This window comes from Streptomyces sp. NPDC096013 (assembly GCF_044763565.1).
In the GTDB taxonomy this organism is placed as follows: Bacteria; Actinomycetota; Actinomycetes; order Streptomycetales; family Streptomycetaceae; genus Streptomyces.
The window spans coordinates 1,352,450-1,373,947 of record NZ_JBIWGK010000001.1; the positions used below are offsets into that span (position 1 = coordinate 1,352,450).

The 21,498-nt window shown below is 71.0% G+C and carries 19 protein-coding genes; 15 read left to right on the forward strand and 4 right to left on the reverse strand.

The genetic code is table 11. The annotated features are described in order from the left end of the window. Window positions 1-3 precede the first annotated feature (3 nt). From ACIRB1_RS05875 to ACIRB1_RS05895, 5 genes are all read left to right on the forward strand, one after another. Window positions 4-963: an ABC transporter permease gene (locus ACIRB1_RS05875; protein WP_352177826.1), complete on the forward strand. Its 960-nt coding sequence runs from the start codon at window positions 4-6 to the stop codon at window positions 961-963. Then, window positions 960-1,862, forward strand: a complete 903-nt coding sequence (locus ACIRB1_RS05880; protein WP_403464691.1) for an ABC transporter permease — start codon at window positions 960-962, stop codon at window positions 1,860-1,862. Before ACIRB1_RS05875 ends, ACIRB1_RS05880 begins: the two co-directional genes overlap by 4 nt. Next, a complete protein-coding gene (locus tag ACIRB1_RS05885; RefSeq protein WP_403464692.1) occupies window positions 1,859-3,520 on the forward strand; it encodes a dipeptide ABC transporter ATP-binding protein in 1,662 nt (553 codons plus the stop codon). Before ACIRB1_RS05880 ends, ACIRB1_RS05885 begins: the two co-directional genes overlap by 4 nt. Next, window positions 3,517-4,452 (forward strand): ROK family protein, encoded by a 936-nt coding sequence (locus ACIRB1_RS05890; protein ID WP_403464693.1) that lies wholly within the window; start codon window positions 3,517-3,519, stop codon window positions 4,450-4,452. Before ACIRB1_RS05885 ends, ACIRB1_RS05890 begins: the two co-directional genes overlap by 4 nt. A gap of 210 nt (window positions 4,453-4,662) precedes the next feature. Beyond that, a complete protein-coding gene (locus ACIRB1_RS05895; protein ID WP_352177830.1) occupies window positions 4,663-6,060 on the forward strand; it encodes a glycoside hydrolase family 43 protein in 1,398 nt (465 codons plus the stop codon). A gap of 79 nt (window positions 6,061-6,139) precedes the next feature. Here ACIRB1_RS05895 and ACIRB1_RS05900 read toward each other — a convergent pair whose 3' ends face one another. Next, entirely contained in the window at window positions 6,140-7,102 is a 963-nt protein-coding gene (locus ACIRB1_RS05900; RefSeq protein WP_403464694.1) for an ABC transporter substrate-binding protein, read from the reverse strand. Window positions 7,103-7,466: 364 nt separating this feature from the next. Here ACIRB1_RS05900 and ACIRB1_RS05905 point away from each other — a divergent pair, with 364 nt between their 5' ends. Genes ACIRB1_RS05905 through ACIRB1_RS05920 form a run of 4 tightly spaced genes read left to right on the forward strand, consistent with a single transcriptional unit; the run spans window position 7,467 to window position 11,525 of the window. Then, a complete protein-coding gene (locus ACIRB1_RS05905; protein WP_352177832.1) occupies window positions 7,467-9,974 on the forward strand; it encodes an ATP-binding protein in 2,508 nt (835 codons plus the stop codon). After that, entirely contained in the window at window positions 9,971-10,447 is a 477-nt protein-coding gene (locus ACIRB1_RS05910; protein ID WP_352177833.1) for a roadblock/LC7 domain-containing protein, read from the forward strand. Before ACIRB1_RS05905 ends, ACIRB1_RS05910 begins: the two co-directional genes overlap by 4 nt. A gap of 36 nt (window positions 10,448-10,483) precedes the next feature. Continuing rightward, window positions 10,484-10,939 (forward strand): DUF742 domain-containing protein, encoded by a 456-nt coding sequence (locus ACIRB1_RS05915; RefSeq protein WP_266773698.1) that lies wholly within the window; start codon window positions 10,484-10,486, stop codon window positions 10,937-10,939. After that, window positions 10,926-11,525 carry an ATP/GTP-binding protein gene (locus tag ACIRB1_RS05920; RefSeq protein ID WP_352177834.1) on the forward strand — a complete coding sequence of 200 codons (600 nt, stop codon included), beginning with the start codon at window positions 10,926-10,928 and terminating at the stop codon, window positions 11,523-11,525. The genes ACIRB1_RS05915 and ACIRB1_RS05920 overlap by 14 nt, the downstream gene beginning before the upstream one ends. Window positions 11,526-11,595: 70 nt before the next feature. On the opposite strand, the gene ACIRB1_RS05925 is transcribed toward ACIRB1_RS05920, so the two are convergent. The 3 genes from ACIRB1_RS05925 to ACIRB1_RS05935 are packed head-to-tail and all read right to left on the reverse strand — an operon-like array spanning window position 11,596 to window position 14,098. Further along, a complete protein-coding gene (locus ACIRB1_RS05925) occupies window positions 11,596-12,264 on the reverse strand; it encodes an ABC transporter permease (RefSeq protein WP_352177835.1) in 669 nt (222 codons plus the stop codon). Next, entirely contained in the window at window positions 12,261-12,971 is a 711-nt protein-coding gene (locus ACIRB1_RS05930; RefSeq protein ID WP_352177836.1) for an ABC transporter permease subunit, read from the reverse strand. Before ACIRB1_RS05930 ends, ACIRB1_RS05925 begins: the two co-directional genes overlap by 4 nt. Then, the gene (locus ACIRB1_RS05935; protein WP_403464695.1) at window positions 12,968-14,098 is read right to left on the reverse strand and encodes an ABC transporter ATP-binding protein; all 1,131 of its coding nucleotides are present in this window, start codon (window positions 14,096-14,098) and stop codon (window positions 12,968-12,970) included. The genes ACIRB1_RS05930 and ACIRB1_RS05935 overlap by 4 nt, the downstream gene beginning before the upstream one ends. Window positions 14,099-14,354: 256 nt before the next feature. Here ACIRB1_RS05935 and ACIRB1_RS05940 point away from each other — a divergent pair, with 256 nt between their 5' ends. From ACIRB1_RS05940 to ACIRB1_RS05965, 6 genes are all read left to right on the forward strand, one after another. Continuing rightward, entirely contained in the window at window positions 14,355-15,383 is a 1,029-nt protein-coding gene (locus ACIRB1_RS05940; RefSeq protein WP_403464696.1) for a hypothetical protein, read from the forward strand. 11 nt (window positions 15,384-15,394) lie between these two features. Then, window positions 15,395-15,634 carry a YxD-tail cyclophane-containing RiPP peptide gene (locus ACIRB1_RS05945; protein ID WP_352177839.1) on the forward strand — a complete coding sequence of 80 codons (240 nt, stop codon included), beginning with the start codon at window positions 15,395-15,397 and terminating at the stop codon, window positions 15,632-15,634. A 35-nt stretch (window positions 15,635-15,669) separates the two neighbouring features. Next, window positions 15,670-16,929, forward strand: coding sequence for an FxsB family cyclophane-forming radical SAM/SPASM peptide maturase (locus tag ACIRB1_RS05950; RefSeq protein WP_352177840.1), 1,260 nt, complete (start codon window positions 15,670-15,672; stop codon window positions 16,927-16,929). A gap of 90 nt (window positions 16,930-17,019) precedes the next feature. Beyond that, window positions 17,020-20,004 carry an FxSxx-COOH system tetratricopeptide repeat protein gene (fxsT, locus tag ACIRB1_RS05955; RefSeq protein ID WP_352177841.1) on the forward strand — a complete coding sequence of 995 codons (2,985 nt, stop codon included), beginning with the start codon at window positions 17,020-17,022 and terminating at the stop codon, window positions 20,002-20,004. 73 nt (window positions 20,005-20,077) lie between these two features. After that, a complete protein-coding gene (locus ACIRB1_RS05960) occupies window positions 20,078-20,287 on the forward strand; it encodes a YxD-tail cyclophane-containing RiPP peptide (protein WP_352177842.1) in 210 nt (69 codons plus the stop codon). A 5-nt stretch (window positions 20,288-20,292) separates the two neighbouring features. After that, window positions 20,293-21,498 (forward strand): FxsB family cyclophane-forming radical SAM/SPASM peptide maturase, encoded by a 1,206-nt coding sequence (locus ACIRB1_RS05965; protein WP_403464912.1) that lies wholly within the window; start codon window positions 20,293-20,295, stop codon window positions 21,496-21,498.

Below are 21,498 nucleotides of genomic sequence, written 5' to 3' on the forward strand. Positions count from 1 at the left end.
GGCATGGACACCCTCCTGTATCTGACCCGGCGGATCGCCCAGGCGCTGGTCGTCATCCTCATCGTGACGGTCGTGGTGTTCGGTCTGCTGCACGCGCTGCCCGGGGGTCCCGCACGCGGGATCCTCGGCCCGCAGGCCACACCCCAGCAGCTCACGCTGTTCAACCACGACCAGGGTCTCGACCGGCCGCTGCCCGTGCAGTACCTGTACTACCTGCGGCAGTTGCTGCACGGTGACCTCGGCACGTCGTACACCCTGAACGAGGCGGTGTCCCAGCTCATCGGGCAACGGCTCCCGAAGACACTGGTGCTGACCGTGCTGTCGGCGGTGCTCGGGCTGGTGCTCGCCATCCCCCTGGGCATGTGGCAGGCGGTACGGCGCAACAAGCCGGCCGACTACGTCATCACCACGCTGAGCTTCGTGGCGTACTCGACTCCCGTGTACTTCCTGGGACTTGTGCTGGTGCTCGTCTTCACACAGATGCTGCGGTGGTTTCCCTCGCAGGCGCCACAAGGAGACACCGTCGCCCAGGTCTTCGCTGACCCGGTGGCGTTGGTGCTGCCTGTCGTCACCGGGGCGGCTTCCATGGTCGCCGTGTTCAGCCGGTACATGCGGGCGTCGACCCTGGAGAACCTGTCCGAGGACTACGTCCGTACGGCTCGGGCGGGGGGTTCCCGGCCGCGGGCGGTTCTCTTCAAGCATGTGTTCCGGAACTCGTTGACGCCGGTGATCGCGATGCTGGGGTATTACGTGCCGGTGCTGTTCGGCGGGGCGTTGGTCGTCGAGCAGCTGTTCAACTACCCCGGGATGGGGCTGTTGTTCTGGAGTGCGGCTCAGTCGTCGGACTACCCGGTGCTCCTCGGGTGCGTCCTGGTCATCTCCGTCGCGACCGTGGTGGGGACGCTCCTCGCCGACGTCGTTCAGCGGATCGTGGATCCCCGAGTGAAGGCTGGTCGGGCATGAGTGTTCAACGTGTCCGCCGGTGGGGGCTGGTCGCGCCCCGCGGCGGAGCCGCATATCGACGCGGCTCCGCGCCCCTGAGCGCGCGTTTCGCGCGCAACAGACTCGCGGTCGCCGGACTCCTGGTCGTGGTCCTCTTCTTCCTCTTCTGCTTCGTGGGGCCTCTCCTCTACTCCACCGACCAGATCCACACCGATCTCACCCAGGTCAATCTCCGGCCCGGTGGGGCCCATTGGCTCGGCACCGATGCCGTGGGCCACGACGAGCTGGGGCGGCTCATGTACGGCGGGAAGGTGTCGCTGCTCGTCGGGCTCGCGGCCGGGGTGCTCGCCACGGTGATCGGGACCCTGTGGGGGGCCGTCGCCGGGTATGCCGGCGGGTGGGTCGATGCCGTGATGATGCGGGTGGTGGATGCCGGGATCGCCATACCGGCGCTGTTCATTCTGCTGGTGGTGTCCGCCATCACCACGCCGGACACCGGTGGGTTGATCGTCATTCTGGGGCTGGTGTCCTGGCTGGTGCCCTCGCGGTTGGTGCGGGCGGAGACATTGACCTTGAAGAGCCGGGACTATGTGCTGACGCTGCGTGCCATCGGGGGGTCGCACAGCCGGGCCATCACGCGGCACATCCTGCCGAACTCGGTGTCGACCATCGTCGTCGCGGCCACTTTCCAGGTCGCCGACGCGATTCTGCTCGTCGCCTATGTGTCCTATCTGGGGCTGGGAGTTCAGCCGCCGGCGACCGACTGGGGCGGGATGCTCTCGGCCGGGCTGACGGCCGCCTACTCGGGGCGCTGGTGGCTGATCGTTCCGCCGGGTCTCGCGATCATCCTCGTGGTGTGCGCGTTCAACGCGATCGGTGACGGGCTTCGTGACGCCTTCGACGTGAAGGGACGGGGATGAACAGCATCCTGGAGATAGAGAACCTGGGCGTCACCTTCTCCACCGAGAGCGGTGATGTGCCCGCCGTGCGTGGGGTGTCGCTGCGGGTGGAGCCCGGGGAGACGCTCGCCCTCGTCGGGGAGTCCGGGTCCGGTAAGTCGACCGTGGCCCTCGCCGCTCTTGGCCTGCTGCCCGGCAACGCCCGTGCGTCCGGGGGCGTTTCGGTCGGCGGTACGGATGTCGTGGGGGCCGGCGAGGCCGAACTCGCGCGGCTGCGGGGGCGTACGGCCTCGATGGTGTTCCAGGAGCCGGCCACCGCGCTCGATCCGCTGACCCGCATAGGCGGGCAGATAGCGGAAGTCGTACGGAACCACCGGGACGTGTCCCGGCGGGAGGCCGCCGCCGAGGCCGTCGCGTTGTTGCGCAGGGTCGGGATTCCCGAGCCCGAGCGGCGGGCCTCCGCGTTTCCGTTCCAGTTGTCCGGTGGGCAGCGGCAGCGGGTCGTGATCGCGATGGCCATCGCCAACTCGCCCGGGCTGCTGGTCGCCGACGAGCCGACCACCGCGCTCGATGTCACCGTGCAGGCCGAAATCCTCGACCTGCTGCGGGCGTTGGCCGCCGACTCCGGGACCGGGGTACTGCTGGTCACGCACAACATGGGGGTCGTCGCCGACTTCGCCGACCGGGTCGCCGTGATGCTGGAGGGGGAGGTCGTGGAGACGGGGGCGGTGGAGGACGTGCTGTTGCGGCCCACTCATGAGTACACGCGGCGGTTGCTGGCCGCCGTGCCCCGGCTGGCGGTGAGCGAGCCGGTGGGTGCCGTCGCAGGTGAACGTGAGTCCGCCGAGACGGCGCCCGTCGTCGAACTGCGGGACGTGAGTGTGCAGTTCGGGCGGGGGCCCCGTGCCGTGCGGGCCTTGGAGGAGGTGTCCTTGACCGTGCGGGCCGGTGAGACCGTGGGGCTCGTCGGGGAGTCCGGGTCGGGGAAGTCGACCGCGGCCCGGGTCGCGCTCGGCCTCGTCGCGCCGGAGTCGGGAGGTGTCTCGCTGTTCGGGGCCGATCTGCGCAAGGCGCGGGGACGGGCCCGGCGGGCGCTGTTGGCCGGGGTCGGTGTGGTGTTGCAGGACCCGGTGGCCTCGCTGGACGCGCGGATGAGTGTCGCGGAGTGCGTGGCCGAGCCGTTGCGGGTGCACCGGCGTGGGATGGGTGCGGCCGAGCGGCGCGAGCGGGTCGCCGAGGTGCTCGAACGGGTGCGGCTGTCCAAGGAGTTGGCGCGGCGCGGGCCGCGTGAGCTGTCCGGTGGGCAGCGGCAGCGGGTGAGTCTCGCGCGGGCGCTGGTCCTCGCACCGCGGCTGCTGGTCGCGGACGAGCCGACGAGCGCGCTGGACGTGAGCGTGCAGCGGACCGTGCTGGAGGTGATCGCCGAGTTGCAGGCGGAACTCGGGTTCGCGTGCCTCTTCGTGTCGCACGACCTCGCCGTGGTGCAGCGGTTCGCCGGACGGGTCGTGGTGATGCGGAACGGCCGGGTCGAGGAGGAGGGGCCGACGATGCGCACGCTGCTGCGTCCGGAGAGCGCGTACACGCGCCGGCTCATCGCCGCCGTGCCCGTCCCCGATCCGGTGCTCCAACGGGAGCGCAGGGAGAGCCGGTTGGCGCTCGGGACGGGGGCGGGCGCGTGAGCGACCCTCTCCAGGTGGTCGCCGGCGTCGACATCGGCGGCACGACCACCCAGGTCGTGCTGTGCACACCCCGGCTCGACGTCCTGGACCGGGCGGAGGTGCCGACCCCGGCGAGCGAGGGCGGCCCCGCGATGCTCGACACGGCCCTCTCCGCGCTCCGGCCGCTGCTGGCCCGCAGACCCGCCGCCCGGCTGGCCGGGGTGGGGGTCGGCGCCGCCGGGGTCGTGGACGCGCGGGCCGGGCGGATTCTCGTGGCGAGCGACTCCTTCCGCGACTGGGCCGGGTTCGAGGTGACGGCCGCAGTCCAACAGGCCCTGGGCGTACCGGCGTTCCTCGACAACGACGTGAACGCGTTTCTGCGCGGCGAGGTCGCCCGGGGCGCGGTCGCCGGTGAGGCGAACGTGCTCGGGATGACGCTCGGGACCGGCGTGGGCGGCGCGCTGTGGCTGGATGACGCCCTCTACGACGGGCCGCGCGGGGCGGCGGGCGAGATCGGGCATGTGCCCGGGTTCGGCGAACTGCCCTGCACGTGCGGCGGCCGGGGGCACCTGGAGACGCTGGCGTCGGGCCGGTCGGTCGCGGCGCGGTACGGGGAGCGGACAGGGCGGGAGCGGACGGCCCGTGAGGTCGCCGAGGCGGCCAGGGCGGGCGATCCGGACGCGCGGGCCGTGTACGCGGCGCTCGGTCGCGGTGTGGCCCGCGCGCTGCTCATCACGGCCGGGCTGCTGGACGTCACGACCTGTGTGATCGGCGGTGGTGTCGTCGGGGCCTGGGACCTGGTCGAGTCGGGTGTGCGCGAGACGCTGGCCCTGGAGCCACCGGTGAGCGGCCATCCGGTGCGAGTGCTGCCTGCGCTGCTGGGCGGCGACGCGGTGGCGGTCGGGGCGGCGGCCCGGGCACGGGCGGAACTCGGGGTGGGCGCGGGCGTGTGAGGGGTCGGGGGCGCGGGCGCGAGGTGTCGGCCCCTGATCCACACAGGAGGTGCTCAGGGGGCGCCTACGTGAACGACGGGAATCGGCCAAGCCCGACCGTGTGATTGACGCGCACGCGCCCCCTCCTTACCTTCTGATCGGCTTGCCGAACCACGTTCGGCATGTCGGACACGCAGGACTATCGGGCCGCACGTACCCCCTGGAGAACACATGGCCGTCCCTCCGCTCCCCCACCCGTCCCGCCGCCTGTTCCTCGGCATGGCCGCGACCGTCCCCCTCGCGGCCACCGGCGCGCTGACCCTCGGCGCGGGCAGCGCCCGGGCAGCCGCCAACTCGGCTTATGTCATGTGCTACTTCACCGAGTCGCCGACATTCCTGGGCGCCGACTACGGCCTGCACCTGGCCGTCAGCCCCGACGGGCTGGAGTGGACCCCGCTCAACCAGAACGCCCCCGTCGCCACCCCCACGGCGGGCTCGCTCGGCCTGCGCGACCCCTTCATCCTGCGCAAGCAGGACGGCACGTTCGTCGTCCTCGCCACCGACCTCAACGGCACCGACTGGTCGTACGTCAGCCAGTACATCCACGTCTGGGACTCCACCGACCTGCGCAGCTTCACCGGCTACCGGCGGATGAAGCTGCACGACCTGAACACCCACGCCTGGGCGCCGGAGTCGTTCTGGGACGCGGGGCGCGGGCAGTACGGCGTGATCTACTCGGCCGTCAACGACAGCGGCCACAACGTCATCATGGTCAACTACACGAGCGACTTCGTGACCGCCGGTGCTCCGCAGGTGTTCTTCGACCCCGGGTACGACGTCATCGACGGCGACCTGGCCGTCGGCGTGAACGGGGTCAACTACCTGTACTTCAAGAAGAATTCGACGCTGGTCGGCGCGAGGTCCACGTCACTGGACCCGGGCAGCTTCACCGAGTTCAGCACCGCGGTCTCGCACAACGGCACCGAGGCACCGGAGTTGGTCAAGTCCCTTACGTCAAACGGCACTTGGTACCTCTGGGGTGACACCTGGGACCCCAACGGCGTCTTCTACGCCTGGCAGACCAGCAGTCTCGCGGCGGGCACCTGGACCGCCGTCGACCAGAAGCTCTACACGCAGCCGCTCAACTCCAAGCACTGCGGCATCCAGCCGATCACCGGCGCCGAATACACCAACCTGCTGGCCAAGTGGGGCACTCCGGCCTGGAACCGGCTCAAGTCCTACAACTATCCGGCCCGTTACGTCCGCCACTCGAACTTCGTCGGACGGATCGACGAGTACGCCTTCGACCCGTACACCGACTCGCAGTGGACGCTGGTGCCGGGCCTCGCCGACCCGGCCGGGGTGTCCTTCCAGTCGGTGAACTACCCGACCCGCTATCTGCGGCACTACGACTACGCGCTCCGACTCGACGTGAACGACGGCACGTCGACGTTCGCCGGGGACGCCACGTTCTACCGGACCGCCGGGCTCGCGGACTCGGCCTGGGCGTCGTTCCGGTCGTACAACAATCCGACCCGCTACATCCGGCACTCGAACTACGTCCTGCGCATCGACCCGGTCTCCACGGCGACGGACCGGCAGGACGCGACCTTCCGCGTCGGCTACTGAGGGCCGGTCGCCGGGTCCGCGCAGCACGACGCGGGTGCCTCCCGGAGAAACGGAGGCACCCGCGTCGGCCGGAGCGGTCCTAGTCCATGCCGGCCGTCTTCAGCCAGGCCTTCGCCACGTCCAGCGGGTCCTTGTTCTGCGACTGGACCTGGGTGTCGAGGTCCAGCAGGGTCGCCGTGTCGAGCTTGGCGGAGACCGCGTTGAGGGCGGCGACGCCGGCCGAGGAGAGGCCGCTCTTGTAGACGAGGGGCTGCACGTTCTCGAAGCCGAAGAGGTTCTTCGGGTCCTGGAGCGTGACGTGCTTCTCCTTGACGATGGTCGGGTCCGTGGTGAAGAGGTCCGCCGCCTGGACGGTGTTCTTCTGCAACGCGGCGGCGGTCAGCGGGCCGCCCGCGTCCAGCGCCTTGAAGGACTTGAACTCCAGGCCGTAGACCGACTTCAGGCCGACCAGGCCCTGCTGCCGGGTCTGGAACTCCGGCGAGGCGCCGATGACCAGGTTCTTCGCGATGTCCTTGAGGTCACCGATGCTGGAGCTGGACGTGAGGTTGTACTTCTTCGCGGTCTCGGCGTTGAGCGTGACCGAGTCCTTGTCCTGCGCCGGCGACGGGTCCAGCAGCGACAGCTTGGAGTCGAGCTTGGCGTTGATCGCCGCCGTCGTGGCGGCCTCCGTCGTCGGGGTGGCCTTGGCGTCCAGGTAGGCCAGCAGCGCGCCGTTGTACTCGGGCAGCACCGTGATGGAACCGTTCTTGAGCAGGCCGTAGGTCGTCTCACGGCTGCCGATGTTCGGCTTGTAAGTGACCTTGACGCCCTTGGCCTTGAGGGCCTCGCCGTAGATGTCGGCGATCAGGATGCTCTCGGCGAAGTTGTTCGAGCCGACGACGACGGTGTCGCCGCTCGCCTTGCCGCCCGAGAGCGGGTTGTCGGACTTGCTGTCGGAGGACGAACCACATCCCGTGACCAGCGCAGCCGTCGCGGCGAGCGCGATGGCGGCCGCGCCGGGGTACCTAGTACTGGACCAGCTGTTCTTCGCTTTAGAAGTCACAATTCCCGTTCCGGGCTCGGATGTTGGCACAGGCGTGCAGGCATGGCTGTGGCGTCCACGCGCGGAGCGTGAACGCCGCACTCCGCTGATCCAATCCAGCCGGTTCTCGGTCAGTCAAGAGAAGTCTGGTCACCGATTGGCCTCAATGAGTGCCCAGTTGTGAAGGCGACGTAAACAGACCGGTCACGAACACAGGCGCTTTGTAATTGATTCTTGACGTAGGGCGACGCACTTGATCGTTCAAAGAGGCGGTAGTCTCCCCGGAGTTGGCGTCGGTCACAGCGGTGTGCGGGGGCCGCTTCGATCAAAAACAGTCACACGCGTCGTTGCGCGTACCGTGACAACACCCCACGAAGGAGGCCTGGTGTCCATACGGGGCTTCGCAGACCGTTGGCCCTTCAGGCGCAAGCTCAATCTGCTGGTCGGCGTACCGCTCGCGGTGGTCGCGGCGCTGCTGGCGTATCTCATCGCCGATGAGATCGGGCAGTCGACGGATGCGAGCGACGCGGCGCAACTGGTCCGGGACAGCGGGCAGGTCGCCAGGCTGGTGAACCTCGTGGAGGCGGAGCATCAGCAGGCCATCCTGCTCTCCGTGCGCTTCGAGGCCACCAACGACGGCGGCACCCCCTCGCAGAGCGCCTACCGGTCGGCCCAGAAGGCCGTGGACGCCCAGGTCGAGAAGGTGCGCGACACCTTCGGCGACCGGCTCCCGGACAACGAGGCCCAGGCGCTGCGCGAGATCAACGGCCTTCAGACCCTGCGCGACACCGTCGCGCAGAGCTATCTGCCCGCCGACAACATCGACCCGGCGTACACCAGCGCCTCCGACGGCCTGATCGACGGGCTCGACCTCGAGCACAACGCGAACCTCTCCACCACCTTCACCGGCAACATGCTGGACGCCGTGCTGCGGGCCGACGCCGCCCACAGCTCGTTCGAGACCAGCGTGTTCTCGGCGACGACCGGTGACAGCAACGCGCTGATCGAGTTCAACAACGCGGTCGGCTCCTACGAGCTCTACACCTACCAGGCGGCCAGGTTCGCCCGGTTCGCCACCGAGGTGCAGGCCGACCAGCTCGCCGGCATCGAGCACACCCCGGCGCAGCGGCAGATCGCCGAGGCCTACGCGGAGCTTCAGATCGACCCCAGCGGGCTACAGGCGTCGACACCGGGCGCCGTCCGCAAGGCCTTCGCGGACGCCATGAGCGACTACCCCGCCTACCCGCAGCAGGCCGCGGGCCGGCTGAAGATCACCACGTCGCTGATCGGTCAGATCGCGAGCCGCGCCGACAGCGCGTCCAGCTCCGCGTCCTGGCGCGCCGGACTGCTGCTGAACCTCGCGCTGATCGGCTTCGCGCTGTGGCTCTTCTTCGTGGTGGTCGTGCGCCGCTCGGTGGTCCGCCCGGTGCAGGCCCTCACCGGCGCCGCCAAGCAGGTCGCCGAGGTCGCGGGCCGTGAGCTGGCCCGCGTCGCCGACGACGACGCCGAGGACGACGGGCCGCCGCTGCTGCGGGACATGCCGGTCACCGCGAAGGACGAGATCGGCGACCTCGCCGAGGCCTTCAACCATGTGCAGACCACGGCCGCCGCGCTGCTGGCCCGCCAGGTGATCAGCCGCCGCAACGTCGCCGAGATGTTCGGCAACGTCGGCCGCCGCGTCAGTAACCTGACGACTCGTCAACTCGCCCTGATCGACGCGGTGGAGCGCGGCGAGACCGACCCGGCGCTCCTTGAGCGGCTGTACTCCATCGACCACATCGCCGTCCGTCTGCGCCGCAACGCGGACAGCCTGATGCTGCTGGCCGGCATCCGCGAGACCGTGCTGGACGGCGGCCCCACCGAACTCACCAACGTCGTACGGGCCGCGCTCGGCCAGATCGAGGGCTTCCAGCGGGTGAGTCTGCGGGCCGACACCGAGGTCATGGTGGAGCCCGACATCATCGGCGACCTCACGCTGATGGTGGCCGAACTGCTGGAGAACGCGGTCTCGTTCTCGCCCGCGGGCAGCCCCGTCGAGGTGGTCGTACGGACCGACGGCGACGACGCGCTGATCGTGGTCGCCGACCACGGTCTCGGGATGAGTGCCGAGCGCATCGCCGAGGAGAACGCGCGGCTGATCCGCCGTGAGCGTCTCGACCTGGTGCCGACGAAGGTGCTGGGCCTGTTCGTGGTCGGTACGCTCGCCCGCCGCTGGGACATCGACGTCACGCTCGCCCGCACCCCGGGCGGCGGTGTGACGGCCGAGATCACGATCCCGGCGACGCTGCTGCTGCGCATGAGCGCGCTGGCCTCCACCGGCGCCTCCTTCGGCGGCTCCATCGAGTCGGGGTCCGGAGCGGGATCGGCCCCCCTCGCGCCGCTGCCCGTCGAGCCGCCTGTCGTCGCGCACCACGACCACCGTCCGGCACCGTCCTGGGCCACCTCGGACTCCGGGCCCCGCCCGTCGATCACCCTGAGTACGCCCGAGCCGGTCGCCCAGGAGCACATGCGCGCCGACGAGGCCGCGCCGCTGCCCCGCCGGGTCTCCCGCTACGACACGGCGCAGGCCGGCGTCGCAGCGGAACCGGCTCCCCCGCACTCCCCGGTGGACGAGTCCGCCGACGGCCCCGACAGCGCGCCCGGCGGCTCCCGTCCGCTGCGGCGGCGGGTCCGGGGGGCCACCCTTCGTACGGGCGCCGACGCCGCCGCCCAGCAAGCCGCCCGGCAGGCCCCACGGCCCGCCGACGCGGACGCCGTCCGCTCGGCCCTCGAGGAGTTCGAGGCCGCCGTGGAGCAAGCGCATCGCGACAGCGACACCCTCACGGGCCTGCGCGCGCCGGACGCGAACCACCCGCACGACCAGAACCACCTCCCGAAAGGAGCGGAGCAGTGAGTACGTCGACAGGTGAAACTCCCACGGGAGGCACCACGCCGGCCGATCTGCAGGCAGCAGCGGCCGATTTCAACTGGCTGCTCAACCGTTTCGCGACGGAGACCGCGGGTGTCGTCGACGCCATCGCGGTGTCCTCCGACGGTCTGCTGATCGCCGTCGCGGAACTGCGCGAGCACGCCCACTCGGAGCGGCTCGCGGCCATCGTCTCCGGCATCACCAGCCTGGCCGCCGGGGCCTCGGGCAACTACGGCCTGGGCGCCCTGAACAAGGTCATCATCGACCTGGAGGGCGGCCACGTCCTCGTCTCCGCGATCGGCAGCGGCGCCGTCCTCGGCGTCGTCACCGACAAGGAGGCCAAGCTCGGCAACATCGCCTACGAGATGACGCTGTTCGCCAACCGTGCCGGTTCCGCGCTCAACCCGCAGCTGGTGCTCCAGCTGAAGAACAGCGTCGGCGCCGCTTCGGCTCGGTGACCGGTCCCCGACCGGTCGAGAGAGGAACAGCCACTCATGCCCGACGGCCGCACTCCGAGCGGTGCCGGCGCGGACGGGGCCACACCCCCGGGTCGCGATCCGGTGCGCACGCCTTCCGCCGTACGGCCGTTCCTGGTCACCGCCGGCCGGGTGGCGGGCGCCGGAGCGGCCGACTCCGGGCGGCCGATCCCGGTCGAGACCCAGGTGGTCGCCACGGCCGCCGGGCTCGAGGTGCTCGACCGGCTCTCCTTCGAGCAGCACGACATCGTCGCCGCCTGCCGGCAGCCGCAGTCCCTCGCGGAGATCGCGGCCCGGCTGCGGCTGCACCTGAACGTGGTGCGGGTCCTCGCCGAGGACCTGCGTGCCGCCGGGCAGTTGACGGTGCACGTGCCCAACTCCGACATCACCCATGACGCAACCGTCCTGCGAAGGGTCATCGATGGCCTCCGCGCCATCCCCAACTCCCGGGGAGTACTCCGTGACACCGACTGAACCGGTCGCCCGCGGTGCGGCTGCACAGACCGCCGTACGACCGCCGCTGCCGGTCAAGATGGTCGTCGCGGGCGGCTTCGGCGTGGGCAAGACCACCACTGTGGGCGCGATCTCCGAGATCGAGCCGCTGACCACCGAGGCCGCCATCACCGAGGTCGCGGCGGGTGTGGACGATCTGTCCCACACCCCGCGCAAGACCACCACCACGGTCGCGATGGACTTCGGCTGCATCACCATCGACCCGACGCTGAAGCTGTATCTGTTCGGTACGCCCGGGCAGGACCGGTTCGGCTTCATGTGGGACGACATCGTGGAGGGCGCGGTCGGCGGTCTCGTCATCGTCGACACCCGCAGGCTCGACGACTGCTATGCGGCCGTGGACTACTTCGAGCACCGGCAGATCCCGTTCGCGGTCGCCCTGAACGCGTTCGACGGCAAGATCGAGCACTCTCTCGACGAGGTCCGCTGGGCCCTGGACGTCAACGAACGCGTCCCGGTCCTGGCCTTCGACGCCCGTGAACGCGGCTCGGTGCGGGACGCGTTGCTGGTCGTGCTGGAACTGGCGCTGGCCCGCACGGAGAACTGACGGCCGCGCAAAGGGAGATGGGGGAGGGTCACGGTGACCCTCCCCCATCTCCCTTTGCGTACCGGGGTGTTCAGTTGCTCCTGCGGACCCCGGGTGACACCGCGAGCCGTGCGATGCCCCAGAACAGCCCCAGGGTCACCAGGGCCATGCCGGCGACGAGGGTGGCGCCGCCGACGACCTTCTCGTAGTTCTTCTGGTAGAGGCCGTCGATGATGTAGCGGCCGAGGCCGCCGAGGCTGACGTAGGCCGCGATGGTGGCCGTGGAGACGATCTGGATGGCGGCTGAGCGCAGGCCGCTGAGGATCAGCGGGAGGGCGACCGGGAGTTCCACCTGGAGGAGGATGTTCGCCTCGTTCATGCCCATGCCGCGGGCCGCGTCGACCGGGGACGGGTCGACGGAGCGCATCGCCTCGTACGTGGTGACGAGGATCGGCGGTACGGCGAGGACGACCAGCGGGATCATCACCGGGACCAGGCCGAAGCCGATCAGCACGAACATCAGCACCAGCAGGCCGAAGCTGGGCAGGGCGCGGGCGGCGGTGGCGATGAGCGCGAGGGTGTTGCCGCCCCGGCCGGTGTGGCCGGTCACCAGGCCGACGGGGAGGCCGATGGCGGCGGCGATGGCGAGCGCGGTCAGCGAGTACTGGACGTGTTCGCGCAGCCGGGTGGGGATGCCGTCGTAGCCGTGCCAGTGGCTGCTGTCGCTGAAGAAGGTGTTGATGAAGTGGAGTACGTTCACCGGGCTGCGTCCTCCAGTGCGGGCTCGGCCGGTTCGGGCCGGTCCTCGGCGGTACGGGCCTTGCGGGTGCCGCGCGGCATCCAGGGCGTGAGGAGCAGGCGTACGGCGACCAGGACGGCGTCCACGACGATGGCGAGGACGGCCGTGGTGATCACGGAGAGCCAGATCAGGCGTGGCTGGTGGTAGATCTGACCGTCGTTGAGCAGGTTGCCGAGGGCGCCCTGGTTGCCGATCAGCATGCCGACGCTGACGAGGGAGATGCTGGAGACGGTCGCCACCCGCAGTCCGGCGATGATCGCGGGCACGGCGATGGGCAACTGCACCTGGAGATAGCGGCGTACGGGCCCGAGGCCCATCGCGGTGGCCGCGTCCAGGGTCTCCTGGGGCACCGAGCGGACGCCGTCCACGATCGCCGGGACGAACACCACGAGGCTGTAGACGCCGAGCGGGATCATCACGGTGGTCTCGGTCTGGCCGGTGTAGTCGATGAGGACGACGAAGAAGGCCAGCGAGGGGATCGCGTAGAGCACGGTCGTCACCCACAGCACCGGCGGGTACAACCAGCGCAGCCGCACGCAGAGCTGGGCGATGGGCAGTGCCACCACCAGTCCGACGAGGACCGGGATCACCGCCTCGCGCAGATGCAGTCCGACCAGTCCGAGGTAGCTGTTCTGGAGGTCGCTGGGGATGCGGAACCAGTCGTTCATCCGGCGACCTTCGTGCCGCCGCGACCCGCCGCGTGCGCCTTCCGGATCGCCTCGCCGACAGCTCCCTGCGACACGACCCCGACCACGCGCCCGGACCCGTCGACGCCGACCGCCCAGCCGGTCGGCGACAGCACCGCCCCGTCCAGCGCGGCCCGCAGCGAGTCCTTGCCGGCCTCGAACGGGCGGCCGTGGGAGAGGAGCCGGTCGGTGTCGATCCGGCCCGCGGTGAGGGTGCCGGGTTCGCTCCAGCCGAGCGGCCTGCCGTCGAGGTCGGTGACGAGGAGGTAGGGCGCGTCGGGGGTGGTGCGTTCGGCGATCTGCTCGGCGGTGGAGTCGACAGCGACGATCGGGGAGGTCTTGAGGTCGAGGGCCGCCGAGGAGAAGAAGGAGAGGCGGCGGATGCCGCGATCGGCGCCGAGGAAGTCCTCGACGAAGGCGTCCGCCGGGTCGGAGAGCAGTTCGGCGGGCGGGGCGAACTGGGCCAGTTTGCCGCCGGTGCGCAGGACCGCGACCATCGTGCCGAGCTTGATCGCCTCGTCGATGTCGTGGGTGACGAAGACGATCGTCTTGCCCAACTCGTCCTGGAGGCGCAGGAGTTCGTCCTGAAGGCCCTTGCGGACCACGGGGTCGACGGCCGAGAAGGGCTCGTCCATGAGGAGGACGGGCGGGTCGGCCGCCAGCGCGCGGGCGACACCGACGCGCTGCTGCTGGCCGCCGGAGAGCTGGTACGGGTACCGCTTGGCGAGGGCAGCGTCGAGGCCCACCCGCTCCATCAGTTCGGTGGCCCGCGCCCTGGCCTTCTCCTTGCCCCAGCCGAGCATCCGGGGCACCGTCGCTATGTTGTCGGCGATCGTCCGGTGCTGGAAGAGTCCGGCGTTCTGGATGACGTAACCCATCGACCGGCGCAGGGTGTTGACCGGCTGCTTGGTGATGTCCGCGCCGTCCAGGGAGATCGTGCCCTCGCTGGGGTCGATCATCCGGTTGATCATGCGCAGGGTGGTCGTCTTGCCGCAGCCCGAGGGGCCGACGAGGACGGTGATCGAGCGGTCCGGTATGTCCAAGGACAGTTGGTCGACCGCCACCGTGCCGTCCGGGTACCGCTTGGTGACTGAATCTATCCGTATCAAAACGCCGAATACCCTTCGGGTTTGGCAGAATCTGCCCGTTCTCGGCCACGGTCGCAGGCCACTGGGGGCAGAGTCTAGACCGACAGTGTTGCGGGAACTTGGCGGGTTCCGACTCGACGGAGTCGGTACCCGGCGGCCGGAAAGCGCTGTTGACCGGTCGGTAGCCGCGTACTGTCATGGACGGAGACCCGACGGTTCCCGACCTTTCTCGACCGCATACGCACGCATCCGGCCGTCCGATGACGAGGAGCGCGACGTGACGAACGGCGGTACGTTCCCCTCCGACGCCGCCGTGCTCGCCCGGGGACGCCGACTGCTGGCCCTCGCCGGGGACGCGCGCGGCCGTGACTCGGCCGAGGAGGCGCGGACACTGGCGCTGCGGGCGGCGGCCGATCTGGAGCGCGGCGTGCGGCTCACCGGTGGTGCGGCGCCCTCCGCCGTCCGCTGCCGGGCGCTGCTGGACCTGGCCGAGGCGCGGGCGGTGGCGGCGGCCGACAGCGGGGCGACCGGGGTGCTGGAGGCGCTGCACGAGGCGGTCGAGGACGTCCGGGACGTGAGCCCCGATCTGCGGGTGCTGGCGCTGCGCAGGCTCGCCGAGGCGCACGGCGCCCGCTACCGCTACACCGCCGACCCGGCCGAACTCGACGCCGCCGACCGGGTGTTCGCGCAGGCGCAGGGTCTGGTGCAGCGCGACGACCCGGTGCGGGCGGAGCTGCTGGCGGGCCGCGGCGAGGTGCTGCTCGCGCGGGCCGACAGCGGCGGCGGACTGGAGGTGGCCGCCGAGGCGGTACGGGAGTTGCGCGCGGCGCTGGCACTGACGGCGGGCGGTGACCTCCGGCTGGCGGAGCGGCAGTTGCTGTTCGGCCGGGCGCTGCACCGGCACCACACCGCGGGCGGCGCGGCGACCGATCTGCACGAGGCCGAGTGGATTCTCGCCCGCGCGGCCCGCGGCGCCCGGGCGGACCGTACGGCGGCGCTGGCCTGGCTGGAGCGCGGCGAGGTGCTGCTGACGCTGGCCGGGGCGACCGGGGCGCCGGAGTGGCTGGATCTGGCGGCGGAGTCGTACCACCACGGGGTGCGCAGCGCGCTGCGGGCAGGCGAGCCGCTGCTCGCGGCGCAGGGGCACCATCAGCGCGGCGCGGTGCTGGAGCGGACGGCCGGGCCGGTGCGGGCGTTGACGTCGTACCGGGCGGCCTGGGAGCTGTGGCAGCGCGCCGGTGCGGCACAGGGGCCGCAGGCCCGGTCCACGTTCGAGCGCATGACCGCGCTCGGGGCGACGACGTAGAGGAGTGCAGAGTGGCGGACTTGGCGCGCTACGACGTGCAGGAGTGCGGGGTGGCGGAACCGGCCGCGCACGCGCCGGACGGGGGGCGGGGGCCGCTGCCCGACTACACCGGGGTCGATCTGACCGCGCTGCGGGCGCGGGTGGACCACCCGGTGCTGGGTGCGGTGCTCGCGACGCTGCTGGCCCGGTCCTGCCATCCCGACGGGGGCCTTGTCGCGTATCACGAGGACTCCCCCGGGGCAGAACGATAGGGGCGGCAGAGCGCCGGCCGACGGGAGGCGACGCTGTGCACAGGGCACCGGAGCACACCTTACGGACGGCCAGGGACCGGGAACTCGCGCCGTGGCCGCATGCCGTGCTCGATGTGGCGGCGCTCCGGCGCGCGGGTCAACGGCCTTTTCCCTTCCGGCAGTTCGTGCTCAAGGTGCACGGCCGCTGCAATCTCGACTGCACGTACTGCGTCATCTACCAGGGCCAGGACGCCGGTTGGCGGGAGCGTCCGGCGCGGGTGGGCCCGGAGGTGATGCGGCAGACCGCGCGCCGGATCGCCGAACACGCCGTCGCGCACGGGCTGTCGGAGGTGCGGATCGATCTGCACGGCGGCGAACCGCTGCTGTCGGGACCCGAGTCCGCGCTCGCCTACACGGCCGCCGTGCGCGCCGCGCTGCCCGCCCGTACGGCGCTGCGGACCACCGTGCAGACGAACGGCACGCTGGTCACCGAGCGCACCCTTGACCGGCTCGCCGACGCGAACATCCGGGTCGGGCTGAGCCTGGACGGCGGCACCGCCGTGCTGAACCGCCGCCGGGTCGACCACGCGGGCCGCTCCTCCTGGCCGGCCGCCGCCCGCGCCGCCCGTCTGCTGGCGGACCGCCCGGAGCTGTACGCCGGCATCCTGTGCGCGATCGACATCTCCAGCGATCCCAAGGACGTGTACTCCTCGCTGGCCGCTTTGCGACCGCCCCGCCTGGACCTGCTGCTGCCGCACGCCAACTGGTCCCAGCCGCCCGCGGGGTTGGCCGCCCGCCCGCCGCACCGCACCCGCGCCCAGGTCCCCACCCCGTACGGCGACTGGCTCTCGGCCGCCTTCGACCTGTGGTGGGACGGCCCGCCGGACGGTACACAGCCGCGGGTGCGCCTGTTCACCGAGATCGTGGCCCTGCTGCTGGGCGTGCCCAGCGCCACCGAGTCCGTGGGCCTGTCCCCGACCTGCGCGGTGGTCGTGCACACGGACGGCGCGGTCGAGCAGATCGACTCCCTCAACCTGGCCTACGACCGGGCCACCGCCACCGGGCTCGACGTCTTCGGCAACAGCTTCGACGAGGCGCTCGACCACCCCGGGATCGTGGCGCGGCAGCTCGGGACCGAGGGGCTCGCGGACGACTGCCGGGCGTGCCCGGTCGGCCGCGTGTGCGGCGGCGGCAACTACGGCCACCGGTACTCCGCGGGAACGGGTTTCCTGCACCCTTCCGTCTACTGCGCGGATCTGGAACAACTGGTGCGGCACGCGGCCCGACGGCTGAGCGCGGTAATGCCCGAGGACTGACTCCGCATCGACTATCGTGCACGCGAAAACCCGTAAAACCATGAGAAAACAGCTCATTTGCCTATTTTCGGTGCAGGGGGAGACGGCGGGATGACCGACAAGTCCAAGGGCGCCGAGTCCCACGAGCACTTCACCATCAGCTACGCGGGATTCAACCGGCCGTGGGCCACCTGGATCGCCCACCAGCTGGAGCAGTTGGGACACGAGACGACCCTGCTGCGCTGGGACCCGCCGCGCCGGATGTCGCTCGCGGAGGCGCTGCGCAACCTGCTCCAGGCGCCCGGCCGGGTCCTGCTGGTCCTCGACGACTGGTACTTCTCGCTGGGCCCGCGCACCGACGCCGAGTGGACGCAGGCACTGCACGAGGTAGTGCCGCCGCACGTCGACCGGTTCTCCGCGGTCAGTGTGGCCACGAGGGCGCTGCCCGCGACCGCCGCCCCGCTGCGCCCGGTCGACCTGCGCGACCTGGACTCGCGCGAGGCCCGGCGCCGTATCCTGCGCCGCCTGGACCTGGACGCGACGGTCTCCCCCGGCCCGGTCTCCGGGACCGCGCCGCGCTTCCCGAACGATCCGCCGGCCGTGTGGAACGTGCCGCGCCGCAATGTCCGCTTCACCGGCCGCGACGCCATCCTGGAGAAGCTGCACGCCCGCTTCGAGGAGGGCGGCCGAGGCGGCGCCCGGGTCGCCCTGCGCGGTATCTCGGGCGTCGGCAAGAGCCAGATCGCCATCGAGTACGCGCACCGGTTCGGCAACGACTACGACATCGTGTGGTGGGTGGGCGCGCGCTTCCGGGCCCCGGCCCGCGAGCAGTTCGCCCAGCTGGCACCCCGGCTCGAACTGCCGGTCGGGCAGGAGCTGGGCGAGCGGATCCGCGCGGTCCACGAGGCGCTGCGCACCGGCCGCCCTTTCCGCCGCTGGCTGCTCGTCCTCGACAGCGCCGACGACATGGAGCAGATCGAGGACCTCCTCCCCGAGGGCAACGGCCATGTCCTGATCACCACCCTCACCCAGGACTGGGCCACCTCGGGCAGCGTCACGGAGATCGAGGTGCAGCCCTTCCGCCGCCCCGAGAGCGTGGCCTACGCCCGCCGCCGCGCCCAGCGCCTCACCGAGTACGAGGCCGACGATCTCGCCGACGCCGTACAGGACCTGCCGCTGCTGCTCGCCCAGACGGCGGCCTGGCTGGACGCCAACGTCATGCCCGCGAAGGACTACGTGGCGATGATCCGGCGCGGCGAGGCCAGCCAGATCGGGATCCGGATCTCCTCGGACTACCCGATGGGTTTCCAGACCAGTTGGTCGATAACTCTGAACACGCTTCAGGAGAACAACCCCGAGGCTGTGGAGCTGCTGCATCTTTTCGCGCTGTTCTCGCCGGACGCCATCCCGGTCCGGCTGATGCAGGCCGCCCACCCGTCCGACCTGCCCGCGCATCTGGCCGCGCTGGCCGCCGACCCGATCCGCTGGCACACGGCACTGCGGCGGCTCTCCGAGTCGACCGCGGTCCGCCTCGACTACGTGGAGTCCTCGGAGGCCGAGCCCGCCGTGGACCGCGTGTCCATGCACCGGCTCTACCACAGCTTCCTGCTGAGCACCCTCACCGAGGACCGCCGCGAGGCACTGTCCACCATCGCCTGCACGCTGCTGGCCGGCGCGGACCCGCGGCGGCCCAACGACACGCGTGAGTGGACCCGTTACGCGGAGCTGATCCCGCACCTGGAGACCGCCGGGGCACTGGACAGCCGGGAGCCCGTGGTCCGCCAGCTCGTCCTGAACTGCGTCGACTACATGCGGGTGCGGGGCGAGAACCGGGCCGCGCTGCGCCTGTGCGAGCAGACCGTCGCCCGCTGGCGCACCCGGCTCCAGCCCGACGAGCGGGACATGCTGGTGCTGACCCACGACCACGCCAACATGCTGCGCCGCAGCGGCCGTTACCGCGAGGCGGAGGCCGTGGGGCGTGCCGTCCTCGACCAGCTCACGGAGACCCGCGCCGCCGACGACCCCGATCTGCTGCGCGCCAAGAACGGTCTCGCCGGCACGCTCGTGTCGCTGGGCCGCTACGACGAGGCCCACCAGATGTTCGAGGAGTGCGTCCACGCCTACTCCGACACCCTGGGCGCCGAGGCCCCGCGCACCCTCCAGGACCGCGGCAACCTCGCCGTCGTCACCAGCCTGCTCGGCCGCTACGAGGAGTCCCTCCTCCTGCACCGCGACATCCTGCTGATCCGCGAGCGGCTGCTGAACCCGCGCCACCATCTCACCCTGCGCTCCGGCATGTTCTACGCCTGGATGCTCCGGCTGCTGGGCCGGTACGGGGAGGCCACCTCACGGCAGGAACTCAACGTCCGCGCACACCGGCAGGCGATGGACCGCTTCACCCCGCAGACCCTGTTCGCCGAGCACAACCTCGCGCTGTGCATGCGGCGCACCGGCGATCTGCTGGGCGCCGAGTCGCTGATGCGCAGCGTGGTCGAGCGGTTCGTGCAGCGGCAGGGGCCGCGCCACCCGGACGCGCTGCTCGTGCAGGCCGACTTCGCGACCTTCAACCGCGAGCACGGCAATCTCGAACAGGCCCGCGAGATGGCCGCCACCGTGGCCGAGGACTACGCCCGTCTCGTGGGCCCCGATCACCCTTATGCCGTAGGCACGTTGGGCAATGTCGGGCTCGCGCTGTGGGAGTACGGGGAGCGCGACGAGGCGCTGCGGATCGCCGAGGAGGCGCTGACGCGGATGCGGGCCGCGGTGGGTCCCGCCCACCCGTGGGCACTGGGCGCCGCGCTCAACGCGAGCGGTGCGCGGAGCCTGGCCGGTGACGAGGAAGGGGCGGCCGAACTCAGCCGTGTCGTCCTGGAGTCGGCGCGCGCAGCCCTCGGCGAGACCCACCCGCTGACCCTGTCCTGCAAGGCGGCCCTCGCCGGTGACCAGCGCGCCCTGCGCCGCGGCCAGGAGGCCACCAAGCTGGAGAACGAGGCACTCCAACAGCTCTCGGACACCCTCGGGCCCCAGCATCCGCACACCTTGTCCGTGCGCCGCAGGGAACGCCCGTACTGGGACTTCGAACCGTTGACAACATGAGCCCCAGGGGACCAGTAGCATGGCCGAATTCGTTATCCCAAGGGGGACTTCGGCCTTCCTGGAGAGGTAGATCGTGCGGGGAACAGAAGGGGACGGCCCCTCCAGGCTGGGAGAGCGGGGGCCGGGTGGCGTGCTGCCCGACTTCGCGGATCTGGATCTGAGGGCCCTGTCCCGGCAGTCATCGCATCCGGTGCTCGCGGCGGTGGCCAGCGGCCTGTTGCCCCGGATGCTGCGCGGCGAGCCCGCGATGGCCTTCTACGAGGACGGCCCCTACCAACTGTGACCGCCCTGTGGCCCCTTGAGAAACTCGACGTCGCGGCGTTGCGGCGGTCCGGGGTACGGCCTGTGCCCTTCCGCCAGTTCGTCCTCAAGGTCAACGGCCGCTGCAATCTCGCGTGCACCTACTGCTACGTCTACGAGGGCGCCGACAGCAGCTGGCGGGACCGCCCCAACCGGGTCTCGCCGGATGTCGTGCGGCGCACCGCGACCCGGATCGCCGAGCACGCCGAAACCCATCGACTCACCTCCTTGCAGCTCAACTTGCATGGCGGCGAACCCTTGCTGGCGGGCGTCTCGCACCTGATCGACCAGGTCAGCGCGGTGCGCGAGGCGGTCCGCGACCGATGTGGCCGAAGCTGCACTGTTGACGCCTCGGTGCAGACCAACGGCACGCTCCTCACCGAGCGCGCCGTGGACCGGCTGGCCGACGCCGGCGTACGGATCGGGGTGAGCCTGGACGGCGGCACCGCCGCACTGAACCGGCGCCGGGTCGACCACGCGGGCCGCTCCTCCTGGGCGGCGACCGTGGCCGGACTGCGGGTGCTGCGTGGCCGTCCCGACGCCTACGCGGGCATCCTCAGCGTGATCGACCCGGACTCGGATCCGGCCGAGGTCTACACGTCGTTGACCGCGTTCGAACCTCCTTCGATGGATTTCCTGCTGCCGCACGCCAACCACGCGTTCCCGCCCGCCGCGAAGGGCCCGCATCCCTACGGCGACTGGCTGGTCCGTCTCTTCGACCTCTGGTTCGACGCCGGTGAACGGGCCGTGCCCGTACGGCTGTTCCACGAGATCATCGCGTTGCTGCTCGGGGTGCCGGCCCGCGCCGAGGCGGTGGGCAACGCGCCCGTCGTCGCCGTCGTCGTCGACACCGACGGCACCATCGAGCAGGTCGACTCCCTGAAGACCGCCTACGCCGGGGCGCCCGCCACCGGGTGCAACGTCTTCGACCATACCTTCGACGACGCCCTGGACCATCCCGGCGTGGTGGCACGGCAGTTGGGCGTCGACGCGCTCTCCCCCACCTGCCTCACCTGTCCGCTCGCGGAGGTGTGCGGCGGCGGCAACTACGCACACCGCTACCGCCCGGTCGAGGGCTTCCGCAATCCGTCCGTCTACTGCGCCGACCTGCACCTCCTCATCCCGCACATCGCCCGCCGGGTGCGCGGCGCGGCCGACGCCGACTTCCCCCGCGAAGCGATCAACGCCGGTTGA